The sequence below is a fragment of the Variovorax sp. P1_H2 genome (assembly GCF_056405295.1).
This window is the reverse complement of the sequence record NZ_JBFUCJ010000001.1, coordinates 1-18,590: the sequence shown is the minus strand read 5'-3', so window position 1 is coordinate 18,590 and position 18,590 is coordinate 1. Positions and strand designations below refer to the sequence as shown.

General features: G+C 65.3%; 18 protein-coding genes and 4 pseudogenes. 12 read left to right on the top strand and 10 right to left on the bottom strand.

Features of this window, described 5'->3' with window-relative positions:
- The first annotated feature begins 30 nt into the window (after positions 1 to 30).
- Both AC1D2E_RS00110 and AC1D2E_RS00105 read left to right on the top strand, forming a co-directional pair.
- A complete protein-coding gene (locus AC1D2E_RS00110) occupies positions 31 to 876 on the top strand; it encodes an ABC transporter substrate-binding protein (RefSeq protein ID WP_478195503.1) in 846 nt (281 codons plus the stop codon).
- Positions 873 to 1,631, top strand: coding sequence for a class II aldolase/adducin family protein (locus AC1D2E_RS00105; protein ID WP_478195502.1), 759 nt, complete (start codon positions 873 to 875; stop codon positions 1,629 to 1,631). The genes AC1D2E_RS00110 and AC1D2E_RS00105 overlap by 4 nt, the downstream gene beginning before the upstream one ends.
- 176 nt (positions 1,632 to 1,807) lie before the next feature.
- Here the strand turns inward: AC1D2E_RS00105 and AC1D2E_RS00100 are convergent, their stop codons facing one another.
- On the bottom strand, positions 1,808 to 2,749 hold the full coding sequence (locus AC1D2E_RS00100; protein WP_478195501.1) for a 2-hydroxyacid dehydrogenase: 942 nt from the start codon (positions 2,747 to 2,749) through the stop codon (positions 1,808 to 1,810).
- 146 nt (positions 2,750 to 2,895) lie between these two features.
- Between AC1D2E_RS00100 and speB the strand changes: the two genes are divergently transcribed.
- On the top strand, positions 2,896 to 3,870 hold the full coding sequence (gene speB, locus AC1D2E_RS00095; RefSeq protein WP_478195500.1) for an agmatinase: 975 nt from the start codon (positions 2,896 to 2,898) through the stop codon (positions 3,868 to 3,870).
- Positions 3,871 to 3,910: 40 nt separating this feature from the next.
- Here speB and AC1D2E_RS00090 read toward each other — a convergent pair whose 3' ends face one another.
- Entirely contained in the window at positions 3,911 to 4,378 is a 468-nt protein-coding gene (locus AC1D2E_RS00090; protein ID WP_478195499.1) for an Lrp/AsnC family transcriptional regulator, read from the bottom strand.
- A gap of 152 nt (positions 4,379 to 4,530) precedes the next feature.
- On the opposite strand from AC1D2E_RS00090, the gene AC1D2E_RS00085 reads away from it, so the two are divergent.
- The 3 genes from AC1D2E_RS00085 to AC1D2E_RS00075 all read left to right on the top strand — a co-directional run bounded on the left by AC1D2E_RS00085 (position 4,531) and on the right by AC1D2E_RS00075 (position 7,630).
- A complete protein-coding gene (locus AC1D2E_RS00085) occupies positions 4,531 to 5,607 on the top strand; it encodes an ornithine cyclodeaminase (protein ID WP_478195498.1) in 1,077 nt (358 codons plus the stop codon).
- Between the two features lie 13 nt (positions 5,608 to 5,620).
- Positions 5,621 to 6,529, top strand: coding sequence for an arginase (gene rocF, locus AC1D2E_RS00080; protein WP_478195497.1), 909 nt, complete (start codon positions 5,621 to 5,623; stop codon positions 6,527 to 6,529).
- A 129-nt stretch (positions 6,530 to 6,658) separates the two neighbouring features.
- Positions 6,659 to 7,630 carry a LysR substrate-binding domain-containing protein gene (locus AC1D2E_RS00075; protein ID WP_478195496.1) on the top strand — a complete coding sequence of 324 codons (972 nt, stop codon included), beginning with the start codon at positions 6,659 to 6,661 and terminating at the stop codon, positions 7,628 to 7,630.
- A 216-nt stretch (positions 7,631 to 7,846) separates the two neighbouring features.
- On the opposite strand, the pseudogene AC1D2E_RS00070 reads toward AC1D2E_RS00075, so the two are convergent.
- Both AC1D2E_RS00070 and AC1D2E_RS00065 read right to left on the bottom strand, forming a co-directional pair.
- A pseudogene (locus AC1D2E_RS00070) lies at positions 7,847 to 9,303 on the bottom strand (NAD-dependent succinate-semialdehyde dehydrogenase).
- A pseudogene (locus AC1D2E_RS00065) lies at positions 9,294 to 9,884 on the bottom strand (aminotransferase class III-fold pyridoxal phosphate-dependent enzyme); the annotation flags it as partial. The pseudogenes AC1D2E_RS00070 and AC1D2E_RS00065, both read right to left, overlap by 10 nt.
- Here AC1D2E_RS00065 and AC1D2E_RS00060 point away from each other — a divergent pair.
- The 5 genes and pseudogenes from AC1D2E_RS00060 to AC1D2E_RS00040 form a co-directional block, all read left to right on the top strand.
- Positions 9,834 to 10,334: an MFS transporter gene (locus AC1D2E_RS00060; protein WP_478195495.1), complete on the top strand. Its 501-nt coding sequence runs from the start codon at positions 9,834 to 9,836 to the stop codon at positions 10,332 to 10,334. The pseudogene AC1D2E_RS00065 and the gene AC1D2E_RS00060 overlap by 51 nt on opposite strands.
- Positions 10,331 to 11,236 (top strand): hypothetical protein, encoded by a 906-nt coding sequence (locus tag AC1D2E_RS00055; protein WP_478195494.1) that lies wholly within the window; start codon positions 10,331 to 10,333, stop codon positions 11,234 to 11,236. The genes AC1D2E_RS00060 and AC1D2E_RS00055 overlap by 4 nt, the downstream gene beginning before the upstream one ends.
- Positions 11,233 to 12,015 (top strand): SDR family NAD(P)-dependent oxidoreductase, encoded by a 783-nt coding sequence (locus AC1D2E_RS00050; RefSeq protein WP_478195493.1) that lies wholly within the window; start codon positions 11,233 to 11,235, stop codon positions 12,013 to 12,015. Before AC1D2E_RS00055 ends, AC1D2E_RS00050 begins: the two co-directional genes overlap by 4 nt.
- A gap of 148 nt (positions 12,016 to 12,163) precedes the next feature.
- Positions 12,164 to 12,600, top strand: a pseudogene (locus AC1D2E_RS00045) (transposase); the annotation flags it as partial.
- Positions 12,566 to 13,153 (top strand): annotated as a pseudogene (locus AC1D2E_RS00040) (FAD-dependent monooxygenase); the annotation flags it as partial. The pseudogenes AC1D2E_RS00045 and AC1D2E_RS00040, both read left to right, overlap by 35 nt.
- Before the next feature lie 101 nt (positions 13,154 to 13,254).
- Here AC1D2E_RS00040 and AC1D2E_RS00035 read toward each other — a convergent pair.
- The 4 genes from AC1D2E_RS00035 to AC1D2E_RS00020 all read right to left on the bottom strand — a co-directional run bounded on the left by AC1D2E_RS00035 (position 13,255) and on the right by AC1D2E_RS00020 (position 15,240).
- Positions 13,255 to 14,010: a phage integrase family protein gene (locus AC1D2E_RS00035; RefSeq protein WP_478195492.1), complete on the bottom strand. Its 756-nt coding sequence runs from the start codon at positions 14,008 to 14,010 to the stop codon at positions 13,255 to 13,257.
- On the bottom strand, positions 13,968 to 14,366 hold the full coding sequence (locus AC1D2E_RS00030) for a hypothetical protein (RefSeq protein ID WP_478195491.1): 399 nt from the start codon (positions 14,364 to 14,366) through the stop codon (positions 13,968 to 13,970). Before AC1D2E_RS00030 ends, AC1D2E_RS00035 begins: the two co-directional genes overlap by 43 nt.
- 42 nt (positions 14,367 to 14,408) lie before the next feature.
- A complete protein-coding gene (locus AC1D2E_RS00025; protein ID WP_478195490.1) occupies positions 14,409 to 14,636 on the bottom strand; it encodes a hypothetical protein in 228 nt (75 codons plus the stop codon).
- A gap of 445 nt (positions 14,637 to 15,081) precedes the next feature.
- A complete protein-coding gene (locus tag AC1D2E_RS00020) occupies positions 15,082 to 15,240 on the bottom strand; it encodes a hypothetical protein (protein ID WP_478195489.1) in 159 nt (52 codons plus the stop codon).
- Between the two features lie 149 nt (positions 15,241 to 15,389).
- Here AC1D2E_RS00020 and AC1D2E_RS00015 point away from each other — a divergent pair, with 149 nt between their 5' ends.
- Positions 15,390 to 16,187 carry a hypothetical protein gene (locus AC1D2E_RS00015; RefSeq protein WP_478195488.1) on the top strand — a complete coding sequence of 266 codons (798 nt, stop codon included), beginning with the start codon at positions 15,390 to 15,392 and terminating at the stop codon, positions 16,185 to 16,187.
- A 105-nt stretch (positions 16,188 to 16,292) separates the two neighbouring features.
- Here the strand turns inward: AC1D2E_RS00015 and AC1D2E_RS00010 are convergent, their stop codons facing one another.
- Both AC1D2E_RS00010 and AC1D2E_RS00005 read right to left on the bottom strand, forming a co-directional pair.
- Entirely contained in the window at positions 16,293 to 17,348 is a 1,056-nt protein-coding gene (locus AC1D2E_RS00010) for a ParB/RepB/Spo0J family partition protein (protein ID WP_478195487.1), read from the bottom strand.
- Position 17,349: 1 nt separating this feature from the next.
- The gene (locus tag AC1D2E_RS00005; RefSeq protein WP_478195486.1) at positions 17,350 to 18,546 is read right to left on the bottom strand and encodes a ParA family protein; all 1,197 of its coding nucleotides are present in this window, start codon (positions 18,544 to 18,546) and stop codon (positions 17,350 to 17,352) included.
- Between the last annotated feature and the right edge of the window lie 44 nt (positions 18,547 to 18,590).

The window sequence follows — 18,590 nt, the reverse complement described above, 5'->3', positions numbered from 1 at the left end:
CACTCACTCCCCTACCCGGAACCACGCCCCATGACAGATTTACGCCGTCTCGCACTCGCCACCCTGGTCGCGCTCTCGCCGCTCGCCGTCCTGACGCAGGCCCACGGGCAGACACTGCCGGATTCCATCGCGAAGACCAAAGTCATCAAGATCGCGGTCAACGCGATCTATCCGCCGATGGAATTCAAGGATCCCGAGACCGCCAAGCTGATCGGTTTCGACGTCGACCTTGGCAATGCGCTGGCCAAGGAACTGGGCGTGACGCTGGACTGGCAGGAATCGGCCTTCGAGCAGCTTCTTCCTTCGCTCGCGACCGGCCGCGTCGACATGATCCTGAGCGGCCTGAGCGACCGCCCCGCGCGGCGCGAGACCGTCGACTTCATCAACTACCTGAACTCCGGCGTGCAGCTCTATACGCTGGCCTCGCGCGCCGATGTCGCGAAGCCCGTCGACCTGTGCGGCAAGACCGTCGGTACCAGTCGCAGCACCTCCTTCCCCGCCGAGATCAAGACCTGGAGCGACGCGAACTGCGTGGCCGCGGGCAAGGCCCCGATCACGGTCGAAGGGACCTCGGACAATGCGGCCGCGCGGGCCCAGCTCAAGCAAGGCCGATTCGAAGGCGGCGCGCAAGGCAGCGAAACCGTGCCTTATGTCATGGCGCAGGAGCCCAACGTCTACAAGGCCATCGGCGGCCCGTTCGGCGGCCTGCAACAGGGCATCGCGTTCGCGAAGGCCGACACGCAGCTGCGCGATGCCGTGCTGGTCGCCTTCAAGAAGCTGCTGGCCAATGGCACCTACGCAGCGATCATCGCCAAGTGGAACCTGCAGGCCAGCGCCGTCAAGCAGGCCGCCGTCAACGGAACGCCGTCACCATGAGCGGAATCTTCGGTCCCGAGGAATGGGCAACCCGCTGCGAACTCGCGGCGCTCTACCGGCTGGTCGCGCACTTTCGCATGACCGACCTGATCGACACCCACATCTCCGCCCGCGTGCCGGGCCCGGAGGCGCACTTTCTCATCAACCGTTATGGCCTGCTGTTCGAGGAAATGCGAGCCTCCGACCTGGTGAAGGTCGATCTCGACGGCCGCATCGTCGATGCCCGGGCGGGGAGCGATGCGCGTCTGCGCGTCAACAGGGCCGGCTTCACGATCCATTCGGCCGTGCACGCCGCGCGCCCCGACCTGCACTGGGTTGTGCACACGCACACCGCGGCGGGCGCAGCCGTGTCGGCACAGGAAGCGGGCCTGCTGCCCATCAGCCAGCACGCGCTCAAGTTTCACGGGCGGCTCGCCTACCACGACTATGAAGGCATTGCGCTCGACCTCGGCGAACGCGAACGCCTGGTCAAGGACCTGGGCGGCCTCAACGCGATGATCCTGCGCAACCACGGGCTGCTGGTCGGCGGGGCCACCGTGGCCAATGCGTTCCATGAGCTGTGGTTCCTGGAGCGCGCCTGCCAGATCCAGGTGCAGGCGCTGGCCGGCGGCACGGCGATCCGCACGCCGCCTCCCGCGGTGCAGGCGTTGACGGCCGAACAGTTCGAGAGCGAGGAATCGGCGGACATCGTCCAGCTGACCTGGCAGGCGGCCCGCCGGCTCATCGAAGCACAGCGCGACAGTTACGAGGCCTGAGTTGGAGCCCAGTCATCGCCATCGGACTCTGCGGCTCAAAGATAGATCGACCGGGGTCTGCGATCGAAGATCCTCGCCACCATGGGCTCGAAGAACCGCACGCGTGCCCGTGGCCATGTCGCTGAATTGCGCCCGGTCTGCAGACGTCGCCGCTGTGTTCATGATGGTCATGGCAATCAATACCCCTTTTCGAAATCCACCTGGTTGAGCAGCGCATCCCCGCGCATCGCGCGGCGGATGTTCTCCGCGATCTGCGGCGCCGCCGACTCGGGGGAAGTGATCCCCGCGATGTGAGGCGTGATCAGAATGTCGGGGTGCGCCCAGAATGGATGCCCCGCAGGCAGCGGCTCGACCTGTGTCACGTCAAGGGTGGCTGCGGCGATGCAGCCGTCCGCCAGCGCGCTCAACAGGTCGCGCTCCACGAGATGTGCGCCACGCCCCATGTTGACGAGAAACGCGCCGCGCCTGAAATGCCCGAACAGCGGGCGTGCGAGGAGGCCCCGGGTCGCTTCCGTCAGCGGAAGCACGTTGATGACGATGTCCGCGCCCTCCACCATGTCGTGCAGGCCGGCGTCGCCGGCATAGGCGACAACGCCTGGGACCTCTTTCGGGCTGCGGCTCCACCCCTTGACGCCGAAGCCGTCGGCAGCAAGCCCGGCACCGATCGCACTGCCGATTTCACCCAGGCCGAGGATGCCGATGGTCGCCTCCCCATTCGACCGGGGCCGTTCGAATCGCCAAAGGCCTTGGCGCGAATGGCGCTCGAACTCGTGAAACCTGCGGTGGTAGCGATAGACGGCCGTCTTGGCGTACGTGACCATATGATGCGTAAGGGTCGGGTCGATCGAGCGCGACAAAGCCACCCCGGACGGAAGCATCGCCGCCGAGAACTGGTTGATGCCGGCCGAGAGCGAAATCACGGCGCGCAGATTCGTGAATGCCGAAAAGCCCTCAGCGGGAGGCTTGTGCATCAACGCGACATCCACCGCGCCCGGGTCTGCGCAGTGCGGCCCCGTCGTGAAGACCAGTTCCGGCAGGTGGCGCGCGAGCGCATTCTTCCAGGCCTCGGGTGAATCCAGGGTGCTGCTGAAGAAGATGTGGGGCGTGGGACTGGACATGGGGACATCGGCATCGGTGGCTCATGGATGCTATGCAGCCATCGTGCCCGCGCCGGGATGAAATCTAAGGCGGCGTACTGAGATTTTTGATGTTTCCGCCTTCGCGTTCTCACTACGATTCGGGGTCACCCTGCTTCGACCCCGCCATGTCCTCTGCACCACGCCAAGAACCCCGAAATCTCAATCAGCCGCTCAGCGGGGATGCCGTGCCGCGCTTCGCGGGCATCGCGACGATGATGCGGCTGCCCTGCCAGGAGACCTCGGAGGGGCTCGACGCCTGCTTCGTTGGCGTGCCCTTCGACCTTGGAACGTCCAACCGCTCGGGCGCCCGCTTTGGTCCGCGCCAGGTGCGCAGCGAGTCGGTATTGCTGCGCCCCTACAACATGGCGACGCGTGCCGCGCCCTTCGATTCGCTGCAGGTGGCCGATATCGGCGATGTCTCAACCAACGCGTACAACATCTTCGACTCGATCGATCGCATCGCGAAAGCCTACGACGCGATCATCGCCAACGGCTGCCGGCCGATCAGCATCGGCGGTGACCACACGATCGCGCTGCCGATCCTGCGCGCGATGCACAAGCGATACGGCCCGATCGGCGTGGTGCACGTCGATGCGCATGCCGACGTCAACGACACCATGGGCGGCGAGAAGATCGCGCACGGCACGCCGTTCCGGCGGGCCGTGGAAGAGGGCCTGCTCGATTGCAACCGCGTCGTGCAGATCGGCTTGCGCGGCACCGGCTATCACGCGGACGATTTCGACTGGTGTCGCCAGCAAGGCTTTCGCGTGGTGCAGGCCGAGGAATGCTGGCACCGGAGCCTGGTCCCGCTCATGAAGGAAGTGGTGGAACGCGTGGGCGACGGTCCCGTCTACTTGAGCTTCGACATCGACGGCCTCGACCCTTCGGTCGCGCCGGGCACCGGCACGCCCGAAATCGGGGGACTCAGCGTGCAGCAGGGCCTGGAGATCATTCGGGGCCTGCGGGGGCTGAACCTGGTCGGCGCCGACCTCGTGGAAATCTCGCCGCCCTACGACCCCCTGGGCACCACGGCGCTGGTAGGAGCCAACCTCGCCTTCGAGATGTTGTGCGTCTTGCCGGGCGTGCAGTACAGGGACTGACGCGCCGCTGTGGCAGCGGCAGAGAATCCCTTGCAGATGTCTAGGCGCGCCCCATGTTCAGTGGCAGGCCTGCCAGCGGCTTGACTTCTTCGAGACAGATCATCGAGCGCACGCCCGCAACGCCGGGCACCTGCATCAGCCGGTCGGTCAGGAATTGCGACAGGCTCTTCAGGTCGTGCGAGACGACCTTGAGCAGGTAGTCGAAATCGCCCGAGATCGTGAAGCCTTCGATGATCTCGGGAAAGTCCCGGATCACCTTTTCCACCTCGCGCACCTTCTTGAACTGGTCGCGATCCAGCGACAAGGCCACGAAGGCCGTCACACCCAGCCCGATCGAGGCGGGCGCAACCAGCGCCGCATAGCGGCGAATCACCCCTTTTTCCTCGAGCGAGCGCACCCGCCGCAGGCATTGCGGCGGCGAGAGGTGAATGCTCTCTGCGATGTCCACGTTGCTCATGCGTCCGTTGGCCTGCAGAAGTTTCAGGATCTTGGCGTCGAACTGGTCCATGGCTTGTTTCTCGCGACAGTTATGAAATAAACGTTCATATATGTCGAATCAATTGTAGGAAAAGGAAATCAAATTTCCAACAAGGATCCCGATAATTTCATACATCTGGAGTTCAGAGAAACCCCGAAAAAACCAACTTCACACTTCACATCATGGTCAAGTACATAGGCACCCACGAATTGCAGTCCTACCTCGCCCGGCACCCGGTCGAATCCGTCATCGAAGCGATCGAGGCTTGCATCAAGGCCGACTATCTGCGCTGGCCGCAGTTCGACAAGTCGGCCCGCGTCGCCGCGCATTCGAAGCTCGGCGTGATCGAGTTGATGCCGATCTCCGACGGCAGCCGCTACGCGTTCAAGTACGTCAACGGCCACCCCAAGAACACCGCCGACGGCCTGCTCACGGTCACGGCGTTCGGCGTGCTGGCCGACGTGGACACGGGCTACCCCAGCCTGCTGAGCGAACTCACGCTGACCACCGCGCTGCGGACTGCCGCCACCTCGGTGCTGGCCGCACGCCACATGGCCCGCCGCGGCAGTCGTTCGATGGCGCTGATCGGAAACGGCGCGCAAAGCGAATTCCAGGCCATCGCCTTCCACAAGCTGCTGGGCATCGATGAGCTGAGAGTCTTCGATGTGGATGCGGCCGCCACCGACAAGCTGTGCCGCAATCTCGCAGCCTACTGTCCCGGTCTGCGCATCGTGCACGCCGCCAGCACCGCGCAGGCGCTGAGGGGTGCCGACATCGTGACCACCGTGACTGCCGACAAGCGCAATGCGATCATCGTGACGCCCGAGATGATCGAGCCCGGCATGCACTTCAATGCGGTCGGCGGCGACTGCCCGGGCAAGACGGAGTTGCACCGCGACGTGCTGGAACGTGCCCGGGTTGTGGTCGAGTTCGAGCCGCAGTCGCGCATCGAAGGTGAACTGCAGCAGATGCCGGCCGACTTCGCGGTGACCGAGTTCTGGACGGTCCTGTCGGGCGCCGTGCCCGGCCGTGCCAGCGTCGAGGAGGTGACGGTGTTCGACTCGGTGGGCTTCGCCCTGGAAGACTTTTCGGCGCTGCGCTACCTCGACGACGCGTTGGGCGGCGACGTGGCGCAGGTGATCGACCTGATTCCCGTGCTTGACGATCCCAAGAACCTGTTCGGCGCCGCGCAGGCTCTGGCGCGGAGCACGTCTGCGCCGCAAGCTGACAGCCCGTCGCAGCAGCCGGCCCTCCACTGAATCGCACAAGACCATGAAGACCATTCGTTTGATCGGTGCGCCGACCGACATCGGTGCCGGGCGGCGCGGCGCCTCGATGGGGCCGGAAGCGCTGAGCGTCGCCGAACTGATGCCCGCGCTGGAGCGCCATGGCTTGTCGGTCGTCAACGCCGGCAACCTCGAAGGCCCGGCCAATCCCTCGGGCGAACCGGTTGGCGGCTTTCGCCATCTGGCCGAGGTCACCGCGTGGAACCATGCGGTCTACGATGCCACGCTGGCCTGCCTGCGCGAAGACCAGTTGCCGGTGCTGCTGGGCGGCGACCATTGCCTGGCCATCGGCTCGATCAGCGCCGTCGCCCGCCACTGCCGCGAGGCCGGCAAGGAACTTGTAGTGATCTGGCTCGATGCCCACGCCGACGCCAATACCGAAGGCATCACGCCCAGCGGCAATATCCATGGCATGCCCGTGGCCTGCCTGTGCGGCCGCGGCCCCGAGGCGTTGACCACGATGAGTGGCGAGAGTCCCGCGGCCGAAGCGCGGTCGATCCGGCAGATCGGTATCCGAAGCGTCGATGCCGAGGAAAAGCGGCATCTGCACGAACTCGGGCTTACGGTGTACGACATGCGTCACATCGATGAAAACGGCATGCGCAGGACCATGGAGCAGGCGCTGGCCGGCCTCGATGGCAACACTCACCTGCACGTCAGCTTCGACATTGATTTTCTCGATCCGGGCATCGCGCCTGGCGTGGGCACGGCAGTGCTCGGCGGCCCCACCTATCGGGAGACCCAACTCTGCATGGAAATGATCGCCGACACCGGCCGCCTTTCTTCGCTGGACGTAATGGAGCTCAATCCCGCCTGCGACGTGCGCAACCAGACGGCCGAACTGGTGGTCGAGTTGGTCGAAAGCCTGTTTGGCAAGTCCACGTTGATCCGCTGATTCCGGCCCGCATCGGGAGTCGTTGCGCGCGCATGAACCGCCTCGCCCCCGTGCCGCTCGACGATTCGAAATTCAAATCGTGGACACCCTTGAATCCTTCGAAGCCCGCGTCAACATCGGCTTCGCGGCTTGCCGACTTCAGATCAGGCGGACGCAGTGATACAGGATCTTTCTAAGCGTTTGGCGCGACGCACCCGTCTCCCCCCCCTCAACGCACTGCGCGCCTTCGATGCCACGGCTCGACATTTGACGATCGTGCGGGCAGCCGACGAACTCAGCGTAACGCCGGGCGCAGTCAGCCATCAGGTGCGTGCTCTTGAGGAGGCGCTGGGTGTTTCGCTGTTCGTTCGCAACAAGACCCGGCTGAAACTCACGCTGCACGGCGAGGCACTCCTGCCGTCGATCCGTGCCGCGTTCCAGATGATCGCCGTTGCGGCGGCGAATCTCAACGACACGGCAATGACGGGCGACCTCGTCGTCTCGGCACCCGTCGGGCTGACTTCGCGCTTGATCACGCGCCATATCGGAGAGTTTCTGATGGCCCATCCTGACGTGAATTTCAAACTGGTCGCATCCAACGATGACAAGGAGGTCTACTTGCCTTCGGTGGACGTTTGCATCCGCTACGGCATGGGCATCTGGTCCAATCGACAGGTGAAGTTGCTCAGTCATGTCGAACTCTTCCCGGTCTGCAGTCCAGCGATGACCAACGCGGCCAGGGGCTTGCATGAACTGAAGGACCTGAAACATCACGCCCTGCTGTGCGAGGATGATGGCACTGAATGGACGCGCTGGTTGCTGGCCAAAGGCGCGAACGCCGACGGCTATCGAATGGCGGAGATGGGCAACGCACACATTGCCATCGAGGCCGCCCTACACGGCCAGGGTGCGGCGCTGGGCGACAGCCTGTTGGTTGGCGACGATCTGGTGCAAGGAAGTTTGGTCCGGCTGTTCAATACAGCCATCCCGGCCAAACATGCCTACTACATCGTGTGTCGACACGAAATCAGCGACAGCCCGCTGGTCGCCGCCTTTGTCGACTGGCTCCGAAGGCAAGTAGGCATCGCCACTTACAACTTGTCCGTAAATAGTTCGTCTTGAAAGATCCGGTCGTCAGTCGATTGCGGCGTAGCGTTTCGCCTCGGCAGATCGACAATGGTGATCCTGCATGTATCTTCGGGCCCTCTGAGTGCTGGGCTGCACCGAGGCGCAACCAGAGGCAGGAGCCCACCATCGCGACCGGCTCGAAGTCGGCCTGCGGGGCAGGCATCCCGCGATGCCGACGGCGCATCTGAAACATGACCGTCGGCGCTATCCTCAGAGCCCGGCCAGCGCGACGTACTTCGTCACCAGGTAGTCCTCGATCCCATGCCGTGAGCCTTCGCGCCCCAGCCCGGATTGCTTGACGCCGCCAAAGGGCGCAACCTCGTTGGAGATCAGACCGGTGTTCACGCCCACCATGCCGTACTCCAGCGCTTCCGCCACGCGCAGGATGCGGCCGATGTCGCGGCTGTAGAAATAGCTTGCCAACCCGAATTCGGTGTCATTGGCCAGTCGCACGACCTCGTCGTCGCCGCTGAACCTGAACAGCGGAGCGAGCGGCCCGAAGGTCTCCTCCTTCGCCACCAGCATGCCCGGCGCCACGTCGGCCAAAACGGTGGGCTCGAAAAAGCTGCCTCCGAGCGGGTGGCGCCTGCCGCCCCGCAGCACACGCGCTCCCTTGGCGACAGCGTCGGCGATGTGCGATTCGACCTTCCGCACGGCCGCCTCGTCGATCAGGGGCCCTGGGTCACACCCGCATCGCGGCCATCGCCGACCTTCAGTTTCGCAACCGCGGCGACCAGCTTTTCGGCGAAGGCGTCGTAGACGCGCTCATGGACGTACAAGCGATTCGTGCACACGCAGGTCTGGCCGGCATTGCGAAACTTGGACGCGACAGCGCCTTCGACGGCCGCGTCGAGGTCCGCGTCGTCGAACACGATGAAGGGCGCATTGCCGCCGAGCTCCAGGGAGATCTTCCTGATCGTGGGCGCCGATTGCGCATACAGCAGTCGCCCAACCTCGGTCGATCCGGTGAAGCTCAGCTTGCGCACGACCGGGCTGGCCGTCAGTTCGACACCGATGATCCTGGCGTTGCCGGTGATCACCTGCAGCACACCCGCGGGCAAGCCGGCTCGTTCAGCGAGCACGGCCAATGCAAGCGCCGACAGGGGCGTGGCTTCCGCCGGCTTCACGACGATCGGGTTGCCGGCCGCCAGCGCGGGCCCCACCTTGCGCGTGATCATGGCCAGCGGGAAGTTCCAGGGCGTGATGGCGGCGCACACGCCGATCGGCTCGCGCAATACCAGCACGCGCCGGTCCGCCAGCGGGCTGGGCACGGTTTCGCCGTAGACGCGCTTACCCTCTTCCGCAAACCACTCGATGAAGGAGGCCACGTACAGCACCTCGCCGCCGGCCTCCGCCAGCGGCTTTCCCTGCTCGCTGGTCATCAGCAGGGCCAGGTCGTCGGCGTTGGCCACGATCAGATCGTGCCAGCGGCGCAGCAGAGTCGAACGCTCCTTCGCGGTGCGCTGGCGCCAGTCGGGCCACGCCTTCTCGGCCGCTGCGATGGCGCGGCGCGTCTCGGCGGCGCCCATGCGCGGCACCGACGCCACGACATCGCCAGTCGCCGGGTCGTGGACCACGATGGTCTCGCGCGCGTCGGCATCGACCCACGCGCCGCCGACAAAGGCCTGCTGCCGCAGCAGGTCGGGATCTTGCAGTTTCACTGACATCTTGGAATCCTTGGAGGAGTTGCGGCGACTTCAGCAGCGAGCAGCGAAGCCTCGAGCATGTCGAGCGCCTCGGCAAACACCGCCTCGGGCGTCGTGAGCGGGTGCAGCAGCCGGATGACGTTGCCGTAGGTGCCGCAGGTGAGCAGGATCAGGCCGCGCTCGAGCGCCTGTGCCGGGACCCGCTTGGCGAACTCCGCCGATGGCTGGCCGGTGGCCGGATCGTTGAACTCCACGGCCACCATGCTGCCCGGTCCGCGCACGTCCGCGATGTCGGGCACACGCTCCTTCAGCGAGATCAGGCGCTCCTTGAGCCAGTCGCCCAACATGACGGCACGACGCTCGAGTCGCTCGTCGGCGATGATGTCCAGCACCGCATGCGCGGCTGCCACTGCCAGCGGATTGCCGGCATAGGTGCCGCCCAAGCCCCCTGGCTCGCTCGCGTCCATGATGGCCGCGCGCCCGCACACGCCCGACAGCGGCAGGCCGGCGGCCAAGCTCTTGGCAAAGGTGATGAGGTCGATCGGCACCTCGTGCAGCGACGAGGCGAAGAGCTTGCCAGTGCGCGCGAAGCCCGTCTGGATCGCCGGGCCATTCTGCTGCCGGCCGCCGTGCTTTATGTGCTGGTGTGCTACCCGCTCTTCGCGCAGCTGATCGCCCATCCCAGCTTCACCACGCTGCTGATTGCACAGATGCCCATCAACATCCTCGTGGGCCTGCTGAGCGGCCCCATGCCGGCGGCGCTCGCCGAGCTGTACCCGACCCAGGTCCGCTCCAGCGGCGTGGGCTTGATCTACAACCTGGTGGGGGCCGTGTTCGGCGGCCTCGGTCCGCTGATCATCACCTGGCTGATCGCGACGACGGGCAACCGCGCCAGCCCCGCGTACTGGGCCATGGCCACGCGGCTGGTGGGCATCGTGGCGATCCTGTCGCTGCGAAAGACAGGCATCCCGCGCGACGATCGCGCCGCGCCCGCCGTGCCGGCAGCCACCCCCACGCCTGAGCCATTGACCGCGAACCACGAGACCCCATGAATATTTCGAACCCCACCCACTCCCCGGTCATCACCGATGACCATCCCACCGGCGTGCTCGGCTTCCGCTACCTGCTCAACGGAACGCCGCTGACTCCTGAGAACTACATGCTGCAGATCGCCGAGAACCGCGGCCATTTCGAGATGCTCACGCACCGGCATAACTTCGACCAGTTCCGCTACGTGATCCAGGGCCAGATGAACCTCGGGCGGGGGCGCATTCTTCGCGAAGGCGAGCTTTGCTACTTCCCGGAAGGCACTTCGTACGGACCGCAGGACGATCCGGCGGGGCCGGTGGCGCTGGTGTTGCAGTTCGGTGGTGCCAGTGGCTACGGATACATGAGTCCGCAGCAGTACCGCCAGGGCCGGGAAGCGCTGCGGCGCATCGGGCGCTTCGAGGGACCGCTGTACCTGCGCGAGGAAGAGCACGGACGCGTCTCCCGGAAATTCAGCATCAACGCGATCTGGGAGCAGTCCCTGCGCCAGCGCATGATGATTCCGGCGCCGCGCTACGACGACGTGGTGATCATGAAGCCCAGGGCCTACCGATGGACGCCAGTGCCGGGCGCCCGCGATGTCTGGCGCAAGCTGCTCGGCAGCTTCACCAAGCGCGGCACGACGGCCGAGTCGATCCGGCTCGGCGCGGGCGCGCGGTGGTCGGTGAAGGCCCTGGACGCGATTCGCATCCTCTTCGTGCTGTCAGGCGAGGGACGACTCGACGAGCAGCCGCTGGGTCTGCATTTTGCAGCCGACCTCCAGCCCGGCGAACAGGCTGGCCTGGTGGCGCAGAGCGAGATGGAACTGCTCGTCTTCACGCTGCCCTTGCTCTCACCGGACTGGATGGCCCCTCAGTTGGCGAGCACCGAGCCGCTGCCGGACGAATCGGTGAAGGAGCAGCCATGAGCGGCGGCGCTTCCACCCGGCCCGGCGCGCTGGCCGGCCGCGTGGCCGTTATCACCGGCGGCGCCGGCAGCATCGGCCTGGCCACGGGCCGCCTCTTCGTTGCCGAGGGCGCGCGAGTCATGCTCGCGGACATCGACGAGACGGCACTGAGGCGCGCCGCCGCCGAACTTGGCGACGCTGCGGACTGGATCTCCACCGATGTTGGCGACAGCGCACAAGTGCGCCGCCTCTTCGATCGCACCGTCGAACGCTTCGGCCAGCCGATCGATGTGATCTTCAGCAACGCGGGCAACATGGGCGTGATCCGCCCGCTGGCCGAGTTTCCGGAAGAGGAGTTCGGCCGCGTCATGGCCGTCCATGTCAGGGGCGCCTTTCTCTGCTGCAAATATGGCATCGCCGCGATGCGCAATGGAGGGAGCGTGGTGATCACCTCGAGCATCGTCGGCGTGCGAGGCGATGCGGGTGCCTACGCCTACATCACGGCCAAACATGCGCAGGTCGGCCTGATGCGCTCGGTGGCCAAGGAGGCGGCGACGCGCAACATCCGCGTCAACACCATCCACCCCGGGCCTGTTGCCAACGACTTTCAGCGCCGCGTGGAGGCCGGCCTGAGCGAGGTGATGAAGACGGATGCCGGCGCGTTCTTCGATCAGATCATTCCTCTGGGGCGTCACGCTCGCCCCGAAGAGATTGCACGGTCGGTGCTCTATCTCGCGAGCGAACAAAGCAGCTTCGTCACCGGAAGCCTGTTGATGGTGGACGGTGGGATGAGCGCCTGAGAGGCCATTTCCTCACTGCTCCATCTTGGCTGCAAAGAAAAGATGATCCCGTCTACACGCAAAACGGGAGACCGTAGCCGGTAGCAGGCTGTTGAAGTGCTTCCCGATGTGCCTGAGACTTCACACAGTGCGAAGAGGAGGATCGGCGATGCGTGCCAGTGATGGATACAACGAAAGCCTGTCCTCGAACGTGAGATTGGAGAATTTCGTGCCGGCATCGCGCCCGCTGCGGCCGATACGGCAGGGGATGAACGAGCGCTTGCCGACTGTCGATCGAGGATGCGGTGTGGAACTACTCGGTTCAGCAAGAACCGGAACCGGCTGATCGCGCACGATGTGGTGATCGAACTGTTCAACGCGACGGTCGACCTGGCCCAGCGGCAAGGGCTGCTCTCGGCATACAGATCAAGGCGTGGGCCGGCTACAAGAGTGTGCGGCGCAAGAAAGGGCAGCGATGGGCGAGAGCCCGAGGACTGGCGAGGCGATTTGCGCAGCAACGACACGCACGAGTTGAAGCGCGACCCGCAGTCGCGGCTGTACCGCAAGAGCAATGCGGCGCCCGCGTTGCCCAGTGTCCTCGGCCATGAAGCGCAGGTACCAGCGCTGGTCCGCGTCAGACCTGGCAGTGGCAAGGGTCGCGTCACCAGCGTCTCGCGCCGGAAGTGAAGAGCGCGAGCTCTGGCATCGGCGCCGACGGTGTCGGCTCGGCCGTTCGGCGCATGGTTTGGGGTCAAGCGCCGATCTCCATGGTCGGAGAGGCGGGATGGCGCTGGCTGACGCCCGTGCGGGCGTCGATTCCGCGCGGCGCCTTCTACCTCGGGTCGCGGGGAACCACGCTCGGCCTGTTCCCGATCCCCGGCGGACAGGTGTACGCCGTCATGGGCGAACCGTGCGGAAACGGGGTGGTCGGTTGTTTCGCAAGCACCCGCGCGGATGTCGCCCGGCGACTGTCCAGCCAGTTCACCGTGCGTTCGCGCAGGATGTGCTGGCGGACCTGCCGGACGACCCGTCGATCCATTTCGGCCGATATCCGGCCCTGCTCACACCCAAGCCATGGCACAGGGGGCGCGTGCTCCTGATCGGGGATGCGGCACACGCGTTGCCGCCCCACTCGTCCAGTGGGGCCGCCATGGCGATCGAGGATGGCGCGGTGCTGGCGCAGTCTTTATCTGCCGCACGTACGTGGGAAGGCAAACAAGCTTTTCAAGATGATCAGCGACTGCCGCAGCGCCATGGGCGTCAACGGTCCTTCGAGCGGCCGCCATATCGGCGACCAGCGCTCGTGATGCCGCGGGCCACACCAGGTCGGCGGCGGATCGGCGAGGAAGCTGCGGCAGGCGGTGGCGTCGTCGACCGACAGCGAGGACAGAGCCTTCTTGCGTTCGAGGATCGACCAGAGCAGCAGACGCTCGGCTTCCTTGCGATACGACCGCGGGGTCGACGAGAGATCACCGGCCGCACCACCCCTCGAATCCGTCGGCCGCTTGGATGCCAGCCACGCGCCACGTGCTCGTCGGCGGCGATGAGCAGGCACTTCTCGCGCGGCGCGCGATAGCGGCCTGCACTGCCGTCGAGATCGGCCGGCAGCACGAACTTTTCGTAGGGCACGATGGCCGTGGCGCCAGACACGACGGCGGCCAAGATGGTCGGCGCCACCTGCGTATGCGGCTGATAGACGTGAGCACCCACACGCATTCCAAGGACCTCTAGGTTCGCACGCAGCCAGTCTAGGATCCGGGCCGCCTTGCGCTCGCCAACGCCGGGCACCTGCACCCACCACCGGGCACCGATGCCATTGATACGTTCGATGAGCGCAACGAGCGTCGGCACGCCCGCGCGCTCGAGCCGGGCAGCGAGCGCGGGATGAAGCCACGTGGCGACGCTGTCGCCGGGCCGCGGATCCTGCACCACCAGGCCCTCGAGCCACCGCAGCGCCTGCAGCTGGTGGTCGATCACGCGGGCGCGGCGCGGCGCGACGGTCGGGCTGATGCCCACTCCCCGCCCTCGGTCGCGTCCGCGGCCTCATAGGCTCCGATTCGCTCCGCTTCGGAGAAGTCTCCCATGCCCCGCTCTGCCGCGAACTCGGCCAGGCTCAGCAGCGCCGGCGCCGACGTGAAGCGCTCGGGATCGGGCAGGATCAGCCGCGCGGTTCCGGGCTCGCGCTCGCGCCTGGCGGCCGCCGCAAAACTCGTCGCGAATCCAGGCGATCGTGCGCCGGACCGTCCGCAGATCGACTGCTCGCCCTCAAGGCGCAGGTATCGGTCCCAGCTCGAGCGCTCCTCCAGCCCCTGGGCGAGCACTCGATTGAATGCACGCGAAATGACCCCGGTGCAGCTTTCGGTGCCGCCCAACGTTGACCTTCTTTGGGTTTGCAGGCGAGGCGTCTTGCCTGGTCACCAGAACTTCCACCACGGCTTGGGCGGCGCGACGGGCTGCAGGGGCTCGAGCTGCTGCAGCTCGGTCTCGCGCAGGCGCCTTCGCCGTTCGACTTCGAATGCCTGCGCAACGCCAAACGCCCGCCTGTCGCCGCGCAACGCCTGCGCGGGCCAGCCCGCAGCGAGTTGCTCGAGGCGCTCGTCGTCGAGGCTTGCGATCTGGGATGGCGTGGGCAAGGTGGTCATCGAGAACAAAGATCGCCGATTAAAAGCTGGACAGTTGAGTTGCTTGCCGACACACGTGTCGGCGCAGGCGGAGGAACCAAGGCTCAGAAGGATCGCCGACTCTTGGCGTCAGATCCATCGAAACGCGAGGTTAGTGCCAACACGCTTCGAAGGCGCCCTTTACGCGCGACCTTGGATTAGCTCACGAGCCGTCAGATCTGCGGGCAGCGAGAGATGATGACTTTCGTCACCCAGACCGTCCTCTATGAGGCGGCAATGGGATTCCGGGATTGGTCGCAATCTGCCTCGCCGATTTACTGCCGAAACATGCCCGGCGGCAGCGACAAGTCGGCTTCGCTGCCTGCCGCAACCCTTCCCTCGCGTGGCCGTGCAAGGCGAGGCCGGGGCCGGGGCCGGGGCCGGGGCCGGGGCCGGGGCCGGGGCCGCGCAACGTAGGCCCGTCGATTCATGCCGGCAACCCTCCTTCTGCTGCAATGCCGCATGCCATTTTCATGTTGTGGCAAGAGAGCAGGAAACAGTGACGCACGACACGACCAAGTGTCCAGGTATTAATCGCCACCCCCCGGCTCGCTACCGCCGATTGTTTCACGACATTTTGAATCATCTATTTTTCTTCAATAACAACAATGACTTAACTCCACATCCTCGTGTCCGGCAGCAAAATGTTTCACGAAATTCAGCTGGAATCACGACATTCTTCCGAACTACCGCGGTTGTCGGCCATAATTAGGTTATTTAGTAACCAAATAGTCCATGCAGCCCTTCTCCATCGTCGAGATTCCTTCTGCACATTCGGGCGGCGAAGACTCAGATGCGCCTGCCGACATGCCGCAGACCGCAGGGTCCATTGCTGGAAAAGGATGGCCTTCCGTTTGCACGCTTGCGGAACTCGGGCGAATTCTTACGCTGATACACGGCGTTCGGGCACCCGCCGATTCATCTCTCAAGAAGTGGAGCGCCGCCGGCGCATTTCGAGATTGCCTGGCAAGCAAGGAAGACGTCGAAACCAGCGAAGTCCCCTCCTCCCTCACCCACGAAGCGCTGCAGCGGCCACGGCGGGGCGGACGGCCAGGGCTCAGGCTGCGCACCGCGGCTGCCATCGGGCGGGTGTACGAACTCTGGCCCTTTCTGGCTGATTCCGACTCCAACGCGGTGCTGGAACTGGCGGTCGCCCGGACTGCCGATCGCTTCCGCTCCGCCCTCGGACCGATCCCCGCTCCACCCCATCCCGCCGCATCACTTGCCGTGCCGGCGGCTGCGACCGAGCCGGTGCTCAAGGAAGTCCAGGAACAACTGGCCGTGTTGACCCGAGAAATGACCGCAGTGCGGCGCGAGTTGGCGCAGTTCTCGGCGCTGCGCAACAACCTCATCACCAAGCTGGACGACGTAGTCGCGCGCGCCAAGGACGCATTCGCAGGCAATGGGCAGGCGGCAGGTCCAGGCTTCGACCCGTTGGCCGAGGCGCGACGCGACCGCGACATGGGCCTGATGAAGTCGACCTTGACCGAAATCCTGACGGCGCTGGAGCGCATCGAAGCGGGCCGAGGCTGACGCTGGCATGGGGGGGTGGTTTGAAACTACCCCCTCCTCTGCGTCTGACTGGCCAAAAAAAAGGGGGTAGTTTGAAACTACCCCCTTCGTCCTTCTTGTAGCGATTCAGACCGAATCCACGAAACCCTGCATCGTCTTGATCAGCGCCTTCTGTTGCTCCGCCGACAGCTTGATCGACAGCCTGAACGACGGGCGCCCGATCGCGTCGAAGCGCAACGAGCCCACCTTCTGTCCGCCAACCTTGAGAGCATGGCTGTCCTGGGCCGGAAGTGGCGCCGCCTCGGGGACGACCGACGGCGGCGACACCAGACGCGCCAGAACGCTCTTCGCCGGGACCACCCCCTTCCCTGCCGACAGCGCCTGGGCCCGTGCCAGCAATCCGGCTTCGTCTTCCGCCAGCGCCTTGCCCAGATCGGTCGCCCATGCCAGCTGAATCGATTGCGGGGTCGGAAACGCCGCGATCACGGTCGCCGGCAGACGCGCCAACGCCAGTGCTTTGCCCAGGTTGCTGATGTCCACGCCCAGCGCYGCCGCCATCTGCCGGTTCGACGGATAGATTCCCTTCTCGAGCGCGCGCAGGTAAGTCATGCCTTGTTCCCAGGGCGAAGGATCCGCCCTGCCCCGGTTCTCCCGGTCCATCTCCTCGATCAGCGCCCGATCGTCCAGGTTCTCGACCACGGCCCAGACCGGCAAACCGATCTGGCGGCAAGCCTCGTAGCGCYGGTGACCGAACACCAATTCGTAGCGCGGGCCATCTCCCGGATTCGCGATCGCGCGAACCTTGATCGGCTGCGAGTTGCGCCCGGCTTCCTGAATCTCGCGCTTGAAATCTTCGAACAGCTTGCCTTCGAAAGCGGACGCATGCCGGTTCGCGAATTCGCTGCGGGCGATGTCCGCGGTATCGATCAACCGGGCCGGCAAGGCGCCGTCCCAGGTCCGGAGCTCAGCGCTGACCTCGCTCAGGCGCCCTTCCAGTTCATCGACCTGCGAGGCCCGCGCCCGCAGTTCGTCGTTCTCGCGCAGCAGGTCCGAGCGCTGGTCATTGGCAAAGGCCATCATCGCGCCAGGCGCGGTCTTCGGTTTCGCGAGCTCCGGGTTGGGCTGCGCCGTCGGCATGATCGATGCAAAGTCGATCTTGGAAGCTTTGTCTTTCAGTCCCATGTCAAACCGCCGTTTCCAGAACTTGCCGCTCCGCCACCTGACGCGCCCAGACCGCCTCGATCTGCTGCTCGATCAGTTCGCACATCCGATCGTAGGCCACCCGGGCCCTTGAGAAAGTCTTCGAGTTCACCGAGCCCCGCGGCAGGTCGTAGACCGTGCCGAACTCGGCGCTCGCCGTGGCTGCCACTGCCGTCTTCGGAATCTCGATCGGCAGCACCTTGTCGCCGTAGCCCTCGAGCACCCATTGCCGGACCACCGAACTCGCCGTGTCCGACGCCTCGACCCGGGACAGCAGCACATCGATGAATTCGAAGCTCTTGTCCTTGCCCCGGCTGCGGACCAGCTGGTTGCACAGGTCGGAGAACAGATCCCAGAACTGGGCCGAACTCGCGAAGTCCAGCGCCGAAGGCGGCAACGGCATGATCACGCCATCGGCCGCCATCAGCGCATTGATGGTCACGTAGCTCAGGGAGGGCGGGGTGTCGATCACGATGACGTCGTACTCCTCGCGCGGCAAGTCCAGTCCGCGGTCCAGCACGCGCCAGAACTCGAAGCCCGGATCCCGGGCCTGGCGCGCCGGCAAATGGAATTCCGCGCCGTAGAGCAGGGGAGCGGCGCAGACCAGGTCGATATTGGGCCAGTATGTCGGGCGAATCGCATACTTCAGGTTCTCCTGGTCGCCGGTGAACAGGGACATGGCCGTGTGCTCGGTCTCGACCTCCGCGTCCGGCAGGACGCCGAACAGCGTCGTCGCCGAACCCTGCGGGTCGAGGTCGACCAGCAGCACGCGGTGGCCGCGCATCGACAGGCCCTGCGCCAAGGTCACGGCCGAGGTGGTCTTGGCCACGCCGCCCTTGAAGTTGGCGACGGTGATCGTGATGCCTGCGGCCCCCTCCGGCCTCAGGTGCTCGGCGCGCAGTTCACGTGCCCAGCTTTGGGCCTCCGCCATCGTCCACTCGCGGCTGTTGCCATGAATCTCCCCCGAAGGGAGGTCGCCACGGGTCAGGCGGTAGGAGATCTTCGATTTGTCGACGCCGCACAGGTCCGCCAGTTGCACTGCCTTCAGGGTCGGCGCAGACTTGACGGCCGTCGGCGCCAGCATGGCGGTCCGGATGCGGTCCATCATGCCGGCGATCTTGTGTGCTTGTTGCTCGATGTCCTCCAGGTTTTGACGTCGAATGGTTTGCTTGATGTCCACAGGATCTGCCTCGAAAGTTGGGGTGTTGTGCGATTATGCAGGGC

What these genes read in the sequence shown, in the direction of transcription:
- AC1D2E_RS00110 (WP_478195503.1), top strand. Translation starts at nt 31, where the DNA reads ATGACAGATTTACGCCGTCTCGCACTCGCCACCCTGGTCGCGCTCTCG.
- AC1D2E_RS00105 (WP_478195502.1), top strand. Translation starts at nt 873, where the DNA reads ATGAGCGGAATCTTCGGTCCCGAGGAATGGGCAACCCGCTGCGAACTC.
- AC1D2E_RS00100 (WP_478195501.1), bottom strand. Translation starts at nt 2,749, where the DNA reads ATGTCCAGTCCCACGCCCCACATCTTCTTCAGCAGCACCCTGGATTCA.
- speB (WP_478195500.1), top strand. Translation starts at nt 2,896, where the DNA reads ATGTCCTCTGCACCACGCCAAGAACCCCGAAATCTCAATCAGCCGCTC.
- AC1D2E_RS00090 (WP_478195499.1), bottom strand. Translation starts at nt 4,378, where the DNA reads ATGGACCAGTTCGACGCCAAGATCCTGAAACTTCTGCAGGCCAACGGA.
- AC1D2E_RS00085 (WP_478195498.1), top strand. Translation starts at nt 4,531, where the DNA reads ATGGTCAAGTACATAGGCACCCACGAATTGCAGTCCTACCTCGCCCGG.
- rocF (WP_478195497.1), top strand. Translation starts at nt 5,621, where the DNA reads ATGAAGACCATTCGTTTGATCGGTGCGCCGACCGACATCGGTGCCGGG.
- AC1D2E_RS00055 (WP_478195494.1), top strand. Translation starts at nt 10,331, where the DNA reads ATGAATATTTCGAACCCCACCCACTCCCCGGTCATCACCGATGACCAT.
- AC1D2E_RS00050 (WP_478195493.1), top strand. Translation starts at nt 11,233, where the DNA reads ATGAGCGGCGGCGCTTCCACCCGGCCCGGCGCGCTGGCCGGCCGCGTG.
- AC1D2E_RS00025 (WP_478195490.1), bottom strand. Translation starts at nt 14,636, where the DNA reads ATGACCACCTTGCCCACGCCATCCCAGATCGCAAGCCTCGACGACGAG.
- AC1D2E_RS00020 (WP_478195489.1), bottom strand. Translation starts at nt 15,240, where the DNA reads ATGATTCAAAATGTCGTGAAACAATCGGCGGTAGCGAGCCGGGGGGTG.
- AC1D2E_RS00015 (WP_478195488.1), top strand. Translation starts at nt 15,390, where the DNA reads ATGCAGCCCTTCTCCATCGTCGAGATTCCTTCTGCACATTCGGGCGGC.